This window comes from Streptomyces sp. NPDC053367, from assembly GCF_044545925.1.
Lineage (GTDB): Bacteria > Actinomycetota > Actinomycetes > Streptomycetales > Streptomycetaceae > Streptomyces.
Map to the genome: position 1 here is coordinate 95,319 of NZ_JBITYN010000016.1, position 12,997 is coordinate 108,315.

The 12,997-nt window shown below is 72.1% G+C and carries 9 protein-coding genes and 1 pseudogene; 1 reads left to right on the plus strand and 9 read right to left on the minus strand.

Annotated features, from left to right (window positions below):
- Nucleotides 1-2: 2 nt before the first annotated feature.
- From ACIGXJ_RS35485 to ACIGXJ_RS35525, 9 genes and pseudogenes are all read right to left on the minus strand, one after another.
- Nucleotides 3-1,556 carry a Wzz/FepE/Etk N-terminal domain-containing protein gene (locus ACIGXJ_RS35485; RefSeq protein ID WP_399654514.1) on the minus strand — a complete coding sequence of 518 codons (1,554 nt, stop codon included), beginning with the start codon at nt 1,554-1,556 and terminating at the stop codon, nt 3-5.
- The gene (locus ACIGXJ_RS35490; RefSeq protein ID WP_399654516.1) at nt 1,553-2,920 is read right to left on the minus strand and encodes a Wzz/FepE/Etk N-terminal domain-containing protein; all 1,368 of its coding nucleotides are present in this window, start codon (nt 2,918-2,920) and stop codon (nt 1,553-1,555) included. Before ACIGXJ_RS35490 ends, ACIGXJ_RS35485 begins: the two co-directional genes overlap by 4 nt.
- Nucleotides 2,917-4,181, minus strand: a pseudogene (locus ACIGXJ_RS35495) (glycosyltransferase family 4 protein). The gene ACIGXJ_RS35490 and the pseudogene ACIGXJ_RS35495 overlap by 4 nt, the downstream one beginning before the upstream one ends.
- Nucleotides 4,171-5,487, minus strand: a complete 1,317-nt coding sequence (locus ACIGXJ_RS35500; RefSeq protein WP_399654519.1) for a nucleotide sugar dehydrogenase — start codon at nt 5,485-5,487, stop codon at nt 4,171-4,173. The pseudogene ACIGXJ_RS35495 and the gene ACIGXJ_RS35500 overlap by 11 nt, the downstream one beginning before the upstream one ends.
- Before the next feature lie 79 nt (nt 5,488-5,566).
- A complete protein-coding gene (locus tag ACIGXJ_RS35505; RefSeq protein WP_399654521.1) occupies nt 5,567-7,042 on the minus strand; it encodes a sugar transferase in 1,476 nt (491 codons plus the stop codon).
- A gap of 523 nt (nt 7,043-7,565) precedes the next feature.
- Nucleotides 7,566-8,579 carry a helix-turn-helix domain-containing protein gene (locus tag ACIGXJ_RS35510; protein WP_399654524.1) on the minus strand — a complete coding sequence of 338 codons (1,014 nt, stop codon included), beginning with the start codon at nt 8,577-8,579 and terminating at the stop codon, nt 7,566-7,568.
- A 134-nt stretch (nt 8,580-8,713) separates the two neighbouring features.
- A complete protein-coding gene (locus tag ACIGXJ_RS35515) occupies nt 8,714-9,919 on the minus strand; it encodes a cellulose-binding domain-containing protein (RefSeq protein ID WP_399654526.1) in 1,206 nt (401 codons plus the stop codon).
- A 205-nt stretch (nt 9,920-10,124) separates the two neighbouring features.
- Nucleotides 10,125-11,507 carry a cellulase family glycosylhydrolase gene (locus ACIGXJ_RS35520; protein WP_399654528.1) on the minus strand — a complete coding sequence of 461 codons (1,383 nt, stop codon included), beginning with the start codon at nt 11,505-11,507 and terminating at the stop codon, nt 10,125-10,127.
- A 313-nt stretch (nt 11,508-11,820) separates the two neighbouring features.
- Nucleotides 11,821-12,168 carry a DoxX family protein gene (locus ACIGXJ_RS35525; RefSeq protein ID WP_399654530.1) on the minus strand — a complete coding sequence of 116 codons (348 nt, stop codon included), beginning with the start codon at nt 12,166-12,168 and terminating at the stop codon, nt 11,821-11,823.
- A 92-nt stretch (nt 12,169-12,260) separates the two neighbouring features.
- On the opposite strand from ACIGXJ_RS35525, the gene ACIGXJ_RS35530 reads away from it, so the two are divergent.
- Complete coding sequence (locus ACIGXJ_RS35530; RefSeq protein WP_399654533.1) at nt 12,261-12,704, plus strand: MarR family winged helix-turn-helix transcriptional regulator; 444 nt, start codon at nt 12,261-12,263, stop codon at nt 12,702-12,704.
- Nucleotides 12,705-12,997: the final 293 nt, after the last annotated feature.

A 12,997-nucleotide genomic window follows, 5' to 3' on the forward strand; every position in this document is an offset into this window, starting at 1 on the left:
TGCTACCGCGCCTCCTGGTCGCTGTCCGGGACCCGCGCCGCCCACAGCGGCAGCCGCTCAGCCCGCCGCCTGCCCTCACCCACTGCCTCAACGGCATGGGTGGCACTCCCACCGTTCTGCCGCGGCAGGGTCTCGTTCCGGCCGCGCAGCGCGGTGTGCAGCCCGTCCCACAGCGTGCCGTCGGTGCGGTCCCGCGGGTCCGGGTCGATCAGCACCACCCCGATCACCGCGATCCGCTGGTCCGCGAGTTGCCGCGCCACGGTGTGCAGCCATGCGGCGCTGCCGTGCCCGGCCCGTACGACGAGCACCGTCTGCGTGCCCAGGTACCGCAGGTCGGTCCATGCCGTGCCGGGCGCGACCGAGCCGACACCGATCCGGCGCTCCTGGGGTGACACGGCCTCGGCGCGCTCGCCGTGGACCACGGCCGGGTCTCCTGGCCTGTGGCGGCGGCCCGCGAGCTGCCTGCCGGGCAGCCCGTCGACGACGACCGCGGGACCTTCCGCCGCCAGTGCTCCGGCGACGTCCAGGGCGATGGCGCCCGCGGTGCGCGGACAGCCCAGTTCGAGAAACGACACCGGGTCCTTCGTGCCGCGTACGGTGCGCGCCAGGGACACCGTGAGCCGTTCGCGTGCCGCCCGGGTCCGCCGGCGCCTCCACAACCAGGGCGACCGCCGGGGCAGCTCCGCGACGACGGAGGCGCCGAGGTTCGCCGCGATCTCCCGGCGCAGCACGGGACGGTCCGCCACCACCACGCCGACCGCCGCCACGGCGAGCCCGAGGACCAGCCCGAGGACCAGCCCGATCACGGCGTCGGTGGCGGCGGCCTTCGGCAGGGAGTGCCGTACCGCGCGCGGGGCGTCCACGATCTGCGTGCCCGCGACGATCCGGGGCGTGCCCATGCGTGCTTCCTCCGCGCGCTGGTCGAAGTCCGCCACCCGGGAGGTGAGCTCGGCCCGCCGGGAGAACAGCGACTCCAGGCTCGCCGAGCCCTCCGGGTCGCCCTCCGGCACCCCGTCGCCGATCGCCTCGTTGACCTCGGCGAGTTCCTTGCGCATGCGGTCACGCTGGTCGAGCAGGGCCTCGGCCTCGGCCGTGGCGCTCTCCCGCATCCGCCGCACATGGTCGGCGACGAACGCGTCGGCCAGCGCCCCGGCCCGCCGCACCGCCTCCGCGTCGCTGCCGGCCGTCACCTCGATCTGCAGCAGGTTGTTGGTCAGGCCGGTGGCCCGGTAGTCCCGCATGAAGTCCTCCGGGCTCTCGGGGGACTTCAGGGACCGCAGCGCCGCGCCGGCGATCCGGGTGGTGTGCAGCAGCTCGACGTCGGTGCGGATCAGCGTTCCCGTGTCGTTGGGCTGGTCCTCCTGGTGCGCGACCAGCACCTTGGCGACCGCGGTCGGCGGGGGCGGCAGCAGCACCGCCACCGCCGCGCCCACCAGCAGCCCCAGCAGCGCCAGGGAGCCCCACAGGCGACGGCGCCTGCGCACGGCCACCACCAGCGCCTGCAGGTCCAGCAGTGGAGCGGATGCCGACGACTCCGTGGTCCTGTCCGTCGTCACACTGCACCTCCCGTCGCGTGGCCCCGCCCCGCGAGCGCCGGAGCGGCCTCGTCCGGGGGGCCGTCGGCAGAGCGCGCCGCACGGGAGCGGACCGTGCCGGCGACGACGACGCCGACCACGTCGTGCCCCGCGTCCGCGCACGCCTCGGCGAGGCCGGTGAGCTCCGCCGCGGTCCAGTCGCCCGCGCTGAGCAGCACCAGGGCACCGGACTCGGTGTCACGGTCCGGCACCAGCGGCCGGGACACGGCCACCTCCACCACCCGCAGCAGCGGATCGCCCCCGGCCTCGGCGACGAGCTGCCCGGCGGCCAGGCGGCCGGTCTCGTCACCCTCCGGTACGACGACCAGCAGCCGCCGGGGGACCGGCAGCCGGTCCCGCAGCCGCGCGCACAGCCGCCGGTAGCGGATCCGCCGGCCGGCCTCGCCGTCGGACGGCTGCGGGTCCGGCACGTCCCAACGGGTGTCGACGCCCAGCAGCCGCCGCAACGCGGTCCGCCGGTCACGTCCGTGCGGCCGGCGCGCGTGCCGCTCGTCGGGTACGTCCACGGTGCCCAGCAGCGCGGAGCCCAGCGCCGCGGCGATCTCCGGCGCGGTGCGCAGCCGGCGGCTCACCCGGGCGGCGGTGAGATGGCCGACGACCGCGAGGAGGAAGAACAGCAGCGCCCCGGCCACGACGAACTGCGTCCTCGTCGGCGCCGCCTCGCCCGTCGGCCGGGCCGCCGGCCCCATGACGACCATGTTGGCCTTGTTGCTCGCCGGGTCGGCCTCGTCCAGCTTCCTCATGGCCTCAAGGAGCGTGGTGCGCAGCTTCTCCAGATCGGTGCGGGCCTGCACACTCTCCACCGTCCGGCCGGGATCGGCCGCCTCCGCCAGGTCGGTGATACGGCGGTTGGTCTGCTCGACCGCCTTCCGCAACGCCTCGGGCCCCGCCGCCGCCGCGGGGTCGCCGTTGTCGCCCGCGAGCCGCGCGGCGAACGCGACGAACTGCTGGGCCACCTGGTCGGAGAGCCGCTGCGCGCGCTCCGGGGTGTCGGCCGTGCCCGAGATCCTGATGATGTTCCCGTCGGCGGCCTTGGCGCTCACCTGGTCCCGCAGCTCGCCTCCGTCGACCCCGGGCCACGCGAGTGCTGCGGCCGCCCGGTCCACCACCACCGAACTGGTCGCGATCTCCGCCTGGGTCAGCAGCTCGCGCTCCTCCCACTGCCCGGGCAGGAGCACCGAGGCCGACGTGGTGTAGCGGGGCGGGAACAGCAGCGAGGTGCCGTAGCCGACGAGTGCCCCCACCACGACGAGGAGGGCGAGCAGCCGCCGGCGGCGGCGCAGGATCCGGCCGATCGTGACCAGGCGTATGGTGTCATCGCTCAACAGCAGTGCCTCTTCCCTGCCCGGCCCGGGTCGCCCGCGACACCGGAGCGTGGTCACGGCAGGCAGCGGCGTAGGCGGCGAGCAGCGACACTTGCGAATTGCGCCAGGACAGCGGTCCGTTGACCCGCTCCTGGCCGATCTTTCCCATCCGTGCCCGCTGCTCCGGGTCGTCGAGGAGCAGCGCGACGAGCCCGGCGAAGGCGGCCTCGTCGTCGGCCGGCGCGTAGAGGGCGGCGTCCCCGGCGGACACGCGCGCCTCCTTCAGGTCGAACGACACGATCGGCCGGCCCATGACCATGTACTCCAGGACCTTGTTCATGGTCGACACGTCGTTGAGCGGATTGCGCGGGTCGGGGGAGAGGCACACGTCCGCGGTGGACAGGTAGCGCGCCAGGTCGGCGTCCGGGATACGCCCGGTGAACTCCACCTGGTCCGCGAGCCCGAGCCGCCGGGACAGCTCCACCATCTCGTCGAAGGTGTCGCCGGCACCGACGAACACCGCGTGCCAGTCGGTCCGCCCGACCTCGTCGCGCAGCTTCGCCAGGGCCCGCAGGGCGTAGTCGACGCCGTCCTGGGGCCCCATGACGCCGAGATAGCACAGCAGATGGGGCTTGCCGCGCTTCAGCTCCGGCTCGGGCGGTACGGGCCGGAACCGGTCGGTGTCGGGTGCGCTGCGCACCACGAAGACGTCCCCCGGCCGCCGTCGGCCACGGCGCACCGCCACGTCCCGGTAGCTCTCGTTCGTCGCGATCACGACGTCCGCCGCCCGGTAGGTCAGCCGCTCCAGCCCGCACACGGCGCGGTAGAGCAGATCCTCGCCGCGGCCGAACCGGGACAGGTACAGCTCGGGCACCAGGTCGTGCTGGTCGAAGACGAACCGCGCGCCGCGCCGCTTCAGCCACAGCGCCGGCAGGAACAGCAGGTCGGGCGGGTTGCAGGCGTGGACCACGTCGACCGGGCCGACCTTGCGGGCCAGCCGGAACGTGTGCCACAACGCCGAGCCGTACTCCCGCAGATAGCCCGCGGGCCCCCCGGTGGCCGCGCGCAACGGGTAGCGGTGGATCCGCACCCCGTCGACCAGCGCCTCCGGCTCGGTGTCCCGTTTGCTCCCCTGCGGGCAGATGACGTGCACCGTCCAGCCCGCGTCGCGCAGCGTCGTGCACTCCTGCCACACCCGCCGGTCGAACGGCACCGACAGGTTCTCCACCAGGATCAGCGCGCGCCGGCCGGAACCGCCGCCGCCGGTCGTGTCACCAAGCAAGGCCCATGTACCCCGGTTCGGCCCGGCGCGCGTCGGCGTCGGGAAGGTGGACGAGGTCGACGATCACCGGGGCGCCGCCGTGCGGAAGCGCCGCCAGCACGGCCGGGTCCCTGGTCCCGACCAGGCACACCTCGGCGTGCTCCAGCACCTCCTGCACGGAGCCAGCGAGCAGCTGCGCGAGGTGCGGCAGCCGGGTCTCGATGTACTCGCGGTTCGCGCCGAGCAGCCGGGACAGGCTCACATTGGCGTCGTAGATCCTCAGTTCGTACCCCTTGCCGAACAGCCGCTCCGCCAGCTCGACGAGCGGGCTCTCGCGCAGGTCGTCGGTGCCGGGTTTGAAGGACAGCCCGAACAGGCCCACCCGGCGCTTGCCGGTGCGTTCGACCAGCTCCACCGCGCGCTGCAGATGGTCGGCGTTGGAGGCCAGCACATGGGCGAGGATGGGCACCGAGACATCGGCCCGCTGCGCCGCGTGGACCAGGCTGCGCAGGTCCTTGGGCAGGCAGGAGCCGCCGAAGGCGAAGCCGGGCCGCAGATAGGCGGGGCTGATGTTCAGCTTGCGGTCGGCCAGGAACACGTCCATCACCTGGTGCGAGTCCACCCCCAGTGCCTGGCACACCGCGCCCAGCTCGTTCGCGAAGCCGATCTTCAGGCCGTGGAAGGCGTTGTCCGCGTACTTGATGGCCTCGGCCGTCGGGATCGGCACCCGGAACACTTCGCCGGGCAGGCCCTCGTACAGCGCCAGCACCGCGTCGCCGCTGGCCGGGTCGAGTTCGCCGACGACGGTCTTGGGCGGGTCGAAGAAGTCCCGCACGCTCGTGCCCTCGCGCAGGAACTCCGGGTTGACCGCCACCCCGACGTCCACCCCGGCCGTGCCGCCGACGTACTTCTCCAGGATCGGCACCAGCAGGTTCAGACAGGTGCCCGGGAGCATCGTGCTGCGGAACACCACGGTGTGCCGTCCGCCCCGCTCGGCGAGCGCGGCACCGATCTGCTCGGTGACCCGCTCCAAGTACGTCGTGCACAGGCTGCCGTTGGGCTCCGACGGCGTGCCCACGCAGACCAGCGAGATCTCACTGTCCATGATCGCCTCGCGGACGTCGCCGGTGGCGCGCAGGGCTCCGGTCCGCACGACGTCGGCGACGAGCTCGCCGATCCGCTCCTCCACCACCGGGGCCTTGCCGTCGTTGACCAGGTCGACCTTCACCTGGTTCACGTCCACCCCGATGACCTCGTGGCCCATCCCGGCCAGGCACGCGGCCGACACACAGCCCACGTAGCCGAGTCCGAAGACACTGACCCTCATGACGCGTTCCTCCCCCCAGACAGGCCCTTGCGGCCTGCGGTCCGAGCGCCGGCCGTACGACGGCGCCGCCCCCCGCGCATCAGTACGCCCCCTGCCCCTGGACCACCGCACGCAGCGTCTTCCACAAGATCACGGTGTCCAGGGCGAGCGACCAGTCCTCCACGTACCGCAGGTCGAGGCGGACCGCCTCCTCCCACGGCAGGTCGCTGCGCCCGCTGATCTGCCACAGGCCGGTGAGCCCCGGCTTCACCAGCAGCCGCCTTCGGATGTCCGGCCCGTACGCGGCGCACTCCTCCGGCAGCGGGGGCCGCGGGCCGACGAGCGACATCGATCCGGTGAGCACGTTGAACAGCTGCGGGAGTTCGTCGATCGAGTAGCGGCGCAGCACCGCCCCCACCCGGGTCACCCGCGGATCCCGGCGGAGTTTGAACAGCAGGCCCGCGCCCTCGTTGCGCTCGGCCAGCTCGGCCCGGGCCCGGTCGGCGCCGGGGACCATGGTGCGGAACTTGAGGATGGTGAACTCGCGGCCGTCCTTGCCGACCCTGCGCTGGCGGTAGAACGCCCCGCCCCGGCTGTCGAGCAGGACGAGCAGCGCGACGAGCAGCATCAGCGGCGCGAACAGCAGCAGCAGGACCGCCGCGCCCACCCGGTCGACGACCTCCTTGACCGCCCGGCGGCCTCCGGTGAAGGTCGGCATGCTGACCCGCAGCAGCGGTATGCCGAGCACCGCGTCGACGTGCAGCCGCGGTCCGGCCACCTCCATCAGTACGGGCGCCACGACCATCTCGGCGTCGCTGCCCTCGAGGTTCCAGGCCAGCCGCTGCAGCCGGTCCGGCGACCAGTGCGGGTCCGGAGTGACCGCGACGACCCGGTAGCCGTAACGGCGGACATGGCCCGCGACGTCCGTCAGCCGGCCGACGACCGGCACTCCGTCCAGCTGGTCGCCGGGGAGCCCGGTGGTGTCCGTGCACACGGCGTCCACCCGCCAGCCGAGATGCGGGAACTTGCGCGTACGGCTGATCAGATCGCGGACGGTGGCCACGCTCCCGGCGGCCAGCACGGGTCTCAGACACCGTCCTTCCTTGCGCTGTTTGTGCAGGGACAGACGCAGCAGATACCGCGCGGTCATCGTGACGAGCGCGATCGCGGGAATCGCGACGAAGATCCAGAGTTTGATGTTGCGCGAGGTGAGAGCGATCCCACCGAGTGCGAGTACGACGGTCGCTGTGAAAAGTGAACGTCCGAGTCGGCGGAATTCCTCCGCGCCCTGGCCGAGAACAGCCGGAGCCCATGACCGGGTCACCGCAAGGGAACCCAGTACCAGAAGTTCGGTGCCGAATGCGAGAATTCCCCACTTCTCGTGCCAGTTGGCCGCGTCACGGGCCCCGAAGAAGTTGCCGATCGCCGCCACCACGACGGCGGTGGCCACGGTGTCGCTGATGATCACGGTACGGCGGTACCGCTGCTCCCAGTCGCTCGCGGGCCGGCTGATCGGACCGTTCGCCAGATGCCCGCCGGCCGACGGAAACGGGCTGACAAGTCCCCCTTGCCGCACAGAACCCCCCAGGTCCCCAGTGGTTCGACGTGGTCGCCTAACACTGTTGCTCCCCTCGGGAGGCCCCCGCCTCCCGCACTGTTCCTCCCCTCGGGAGGCCCCCGCCCCTCCGCGTACGGCACCCCGGCTACTTCACAGCTCTCGGGATGCACCGGAACCCGTCGAAACCCCGGGCGCTCCCCGCACCCAAGGCCGTCCCGGGCTCCAGGAAATGATCATTCAATCGATCACCTGGAACCTAAAGATCATTTGTTGGTCGCCTCATGTCCCAACAGCTGAAGCACGGTCAATCTAGACCATCGCGAGCAATATGAAGAGAGGATGTGTGGATTTTGTGCTCAAGCTTTTGGGGCCGGATCCACCGACGGCCGAGCAGGGCCTGTGGGCAGGCCACGGCGGCAACCGAGTTTTGAAGCCCGGCCAAAAGCAATCCCGTGAGACTTCACGGCCGCGCCGGCACACCGACCGCGACCGCCGGCGCGCAGCCGTACTTCCGCAACGACCTGACGACCGAGCGCAGCCCTCACCGAATCCTGGTGGGGGCGGGAGCGGCGAGGAGTTCGGTGAGGGCACGGCCGCGCTCGCTCGGCAGCAGGCGTACCTCACGGCCGTGGCGCTCGCGGTGGAGCAGGCCGGCCTCCGCCAGCTGCCCGCAGTGGTAGGTCGCCGTGCTGACGCTCAGGTACAGGTGCCGGGCGAGCGCGCTCACCGTCGGGTGGTAGGGCAGGAGGCGCAGGATCTCGGCGCGTACCGGGCCGAGGACGGTGCTCAGCCCGTCCGCGGGCGGCGGGGCGGCGTCGGTGCCTCCCCGCCGCCCCGCGATCCGCCCCAGGCCGGGCACGGGGTACGCGATCCAGAGGGCGTCGTCCCGGTCGGCGCCGTACATCTGCGCCGACGACCCGGACGCCAGAGGCACCAGCACCAGCGGTCGGCCTCCCAACTCGGTGAGCTCACGGGGACACTCGTGCGGCAGGTCCAGCCTTCCCGCGGCGTAGCGCACCTCGGTGTCGAGCCCGGCCAGCAGCGCGTCGAGTCCGCCCGTCACGGTGGCCAGGCCGACCCGCTCGCTCTCCCGGCCCAGAAGCGGGTCCGCCCGTCGCCAGAGTGGCGCGAACGCGTCCCACGCCGCACCCACGACCTCGCGGTACGCCGTGAGGAACCCACGGGGATCGTCCACGAGTTGCCGCCACGCGCGCGGCGTCACGCTGCCGTGGTGACCGGCCACCTCGGCGGCGAACAGCTCCGGGTCCGTTTCCGCCAACTCGCCGGTAATGCCCCGCATATCGGCGGCCCACAGGTCCCCGACCAGCGCCAGGCGGTCCGGCAGCCAGCAGTCGCGCGACGCCAGCGAGGGGCCCACGACCGCCGCCGCACGGGGTGGGAGCGCCTGCCGGACCGTCTCACGCCACGGCGCCGGCACCCCGTGGCGGTGCCCGCCGAACACGTCCTTGAGCACCGAGAACAGCGTCGCCCCTGGATGCATGGAGACCCTGACCTGCACCCGCTCGACCGACCCCAGCCACACCGTCCGTCCCATGACGCCCCCCCGCGATCCGTGACCGCTCCAGCGTACGGACCGCGGGGCGGCGGCACCGGACTGCTTCCGGTCGGCTGCGGTCGCGTCGCGCCGCACTGCCGGCGACGGCGGTAGTGCCGCCGACTGCCGTGCTGTCAGCAGCCGATGGGGGTGGAGCCCACGGCCACGTCGTCGAACCACAGGGTGTCGTCACCGACTCCGTAGCTCTCCCAGCCGAGCCGGAGCGCGGTGGGGCGCGGCGGCGTGGTGCGGGCGAGCCACTGCTGGTCGATGTCCTGGGTGGGAACACCGTCGGCGTGCAGCCCCGGGATCTGGTCGGCGCCGAGCCAGGTGTCCAGCCTGGGCGCAGTGGTGTCGATCGCGAACCGCAGGCACTGCCAGCTTCCCGTCGGCAGCGGCCGGCTCAGTGCCACCCCGGCCGGGCTCTGCGCCGGGAGCGTGGCGTCGTCGCTCTCCCGGTTCCACTGCAGGGCGCCGTTCTGGCCCCCGACGCGCAGGCTGCGGCCGCCCTGGGAGGTGTCAGGCAGGGAGACGAACGTGACGTGGGCCGCTGGGAGCGCGGTGGTGTGCCGCACCCACATGCGGACGTGCAGCACCGGGCCGACCGAGGACAGGTCCGCCGTGGCGGCGACGAAGGCGTGGTTGCAGTAGCCGGCCCGGCCGTCGATCCGCAGCGACCTGCCACCGCTGTGGGCGACCGAGGTGTCGACCGCCGCCGTGCCGGTGCCCTGGCAGTCGGGCGCGGTGAACCGCCAGGCCCCGGTGGGTGTTGGGCCGGTCTGGTCCTCGAAGTCCGAGCAGATCACCGCGCCTTCGCAGCCCGCGCCCGGCGGAGGAGTGGTGGGCGGCGGTGTCGTGGGAGGCGGTGTGGTCGGGGGCGGTGTGGTCGGCGGCTGGGTGCCCGTGCCGCCGCAAGGGATGCCGTTCAGGGCGAAGTCGACCGGTGCGGGGTCGGCCGACCGCCAGGTGCCCTGCACGCCGAACTCGGCGGAGGCGCCCGTGGCCAGGGTGCCGTTCCATGACGTGTTGACGGCGACGACGGAGCCGCCGGACTGGGTGACGGTGGCGTTCCACGCCGAGGTCACTCGCTGATCGCCGGTGTAGGTCCAGGTCAGACGCCAACTGCTGAGAGACGGGCCGAGGTTGGTCAGCTTGACCTGGGCGGTGTAACCACCGCTCCACTCGTTCACCGTGTAGTCGACCCGGCAGCCGGACTCCGCCGGCTCCGCGCCGCTCGCGGTGAGGGTGGCGGCCGCGGTGAAGCACGACGCCAGCAGTGCGGCGACCGTGACGAAGGCCGCCCAGGGCCGGTGCGGTAATCGGGGGAGAGGGGAGTACATCTGTGCCTCCATCGAAGGGAGTTGGGAAGATTTGGGAGCTTGGGGAAGGTTTCGGGAGCGCTCCCAGTTCGGGGGAGGGGGAGCGGCCGACGGCAGGGGCCGACAGCAATGGCCTGGCCGTCGGGGGACCGTCGGTCAAGGGGCCGTCGTCAGGGGCTGACGGCCCCGGTGCGGGGCTGCGGCACAGCCGCAGCCCCGTGGTGCGTCAGCCGGCCGGGAAGTTGTCGGCGGTGCTGATCCGGCTCTTGATCAGGGCGCCGGACTCGGTCAGCACACCGCTGCTGCTGTAGTCGGTGCCGTTGCAGGTCCCGGGCCTGAAGGCCGCGCTGCTCTCATTGGCGTCCGAGTACGTCCAGTTCGCGTAGCTGATCTTCAGCTGGTCCAGCAGGTCCAGCCAGGCGGTGGTGCTGGTCCGGTCCATCGTTCCGCCGCCGGTGGCGCTCACCGTGCCGAACTCGGTCACGAACAGGGGCAGTTGGGTGGCCGCCCGGCTGACCGTGGTCCGGTAGTTGTCCTTGTGGCTCGCGGCGTAGAAGTGGAACGCGTACATGATGTTCGTGGCGTTGACCGGGTTGTTGACGATCTCCGACTCGTTGGAGCCGTCGGAGACGCCCAGCGAGGACCAGCCGCGGGTGCCGACGATGATCACGGCGTCCGGGTCGGCGGCCCGGATCACGGGAATCACCTGCTCGGCGTAGCTCTTGATGGCGGTCCAGCTCACGCCGTTGGGCTCGTTGGCGATCTCGTAGATGACGTTCTTCTTGGCCGCGTTGCGGGCGGCGACGGACGCGAAGAACGTCTTGGCGCGGTCGAGGTTGTAGTTCGGGTCACCCGGCGTCAGGGTGTGGAAGTCGATCAGGGCGTACATGCCGCGGGCCTCGGCCATGTCGACGTAGCTGTTCACGCGGCTGGTGAAGCCCGCCGGGTCGGTCTCGTAGCCCTGTTCCTGCACATACATGGCGATGCGCAGCAGGTCCGACTTCCAGTCCTTGGCCAGCGCGTCCAGCGACGCGTTGTTGTAGCACTTGCTGAACCACTGGATGCCGTGGGTGCTCATGCCGCGCAGCTGGATGGGGCGGTTGTACTGGTTGCACAGGTTCACTCCGCAGACGTGGAGCTGTCCGTTGGTGCCGACGGGCGTGGAGCCGCCCGGGTCGGGATTGGGCGGAGGCTCCTCGCCGCCGACATCGCCGGTGCACGCCACGCCGTTGAGCGTGAACGCGCTGGGCTTGGGGTTGGAGCCCGTGAACGAGCCCATGAAGCCCAGGTCGGCGGTGCCGCCGGTGGACAGGGTGCGGTTCCAGTCGAGGTTGGCGGCGGAGACCGTGGAACCGGACTGCGACCAGGTGGCGTTCCAGCCCTGGACGACCTTCTGGCCCGCGTCCGGCATCGTGAACTTGAGAGTCCACCCGGTGACGGGGGCGCCGAGGTTGGTGACCTTGACTCCGGCCTGGAAGCCGCCCTGCCACTGGTTGGTGATCGTGTAGTCGACCTTGCAGCCGGTGGCGGCCTCGGCCGGCGAGCCGGCCAGTGTGGTGAGGCCCAGGACCGTCGCACAGGTCGCGAGCCCGGACAAAAGGCGTTTCACTGGCGTTCCTCCTCGTGCGGTGCGGTGCGGTGCGATGCAGCGTGGTGCTGGTGCTGGTGCTGGTGCTGGTGCTGGTGCTGGTGCTGTGCGGTGCGGTGCAGGGTGGTGCCGTGCGGTGCGGGAGTCGCGCCGAATGGGAGCGCTCCCAAAACCCGTCGGCCCGAGACCGTACACGCTGTGTCGAACCCCGTATAGGTATTCGACGCGCCGCGTTCGACGGATTGAGGAGTGGCGCCGAGAGCGGGCCGCGCCCGGCCGTGGTGTGACCGGAGGGCGTGGCCCGCTTCTCCGGGCGGGCGTTCGGGGGCCGGGATCAGGCCGAGGCCGTGCGCAGGCCCACCGCGGCGACCGCCAGCAGCGTCAGTACGACGACCGGCGCCACGTTGTAGTCCTTCACGCGCAGGTGGCTGATCACCGCGCCGGCGAAGTAGAGCACCAGGCCGACGGCGGCGGCCACGCCGAGCGCCGGGACCGCCAGGCCCACGAGCAGGCCGGCCGCGCCCGCAGCCTTCGCGGTCGCGAGCCAGGGCAGCCAGGAGTCCGGCACGCCCACCTTGGTCATGCTGCTCACGACCTGCGGGTTACGGGTGAACGTGAGGAAGGCGGAGGCGGTGCAGGCGAACGCGAGCAGCGCGGCGACGATCACGTAGGCGACGAACATGGCATGACTCCAACGATTGGGGAGGGGAAACCGTTGAAGCGTAACAATGATTTGCGGTGGTCCATAATCAGCCCGCTGCTACCGTGGACGGCATGGCAGCTGCGCACCCGAACGACCGCCTCGGTTTCCTGCTCTCCTTCCGTGGGGAGCTCACCGGCGCACGCATCCGTGCCGCCGTCGCCGTCACGGGACTGCACCCGCGCCACGCGATGACCCTGATGCAGCTCGCCCCCGGTGCCACCAGCCAGCGCGAACTGGCCGCGACGATGGAGATCGATCCCAGTCAACTCGTCGCGGTACTGAACGAGTTGGAGTCCGCCGGGCTGTGTGAGCGTCGCCGCGATCCCGCCGACCGGCGGCGTCACATCGTGGAGATCACCCCGGCCGGCAAGGAGGCCCTGGGGCACATCGACCAGGCGGTGAGCGAGGCCGAGCGCGAGCTGTTCGGCAACCTCACCGAGGCGGAACAGGAGCTCCTGCGGGGCCTGTTGGACCGTGTGGTGGTGGACCGGGCCGCCCATGAGTGTGGCGAGTAGGCGGCGAGGCCGGTGTCATCGGCCGTGCAGGGCACCGCGACGGGCGCCTGCGCTCCTCACTCGGGGAACTTGAGGCTCCAGCCCGTGTGCGCCGTGGACCGCGGGACGTCGGCGCGGCTGTAGGTCGTCCCGCCCCACCAGCAGAACGTGGGGGTGTTCGGGATGTGTTTCCGCCCGCCCCCGGCACACCCTTCTTCGGGGCAGGGGCAGGGGCAGGGGCAGGGGCAAACGGCAGGGGTGGGGGGAAGCAGTCGAGGCGGTGGAGCGCAGGCCGTCGATCAGGGCAGGGCTGC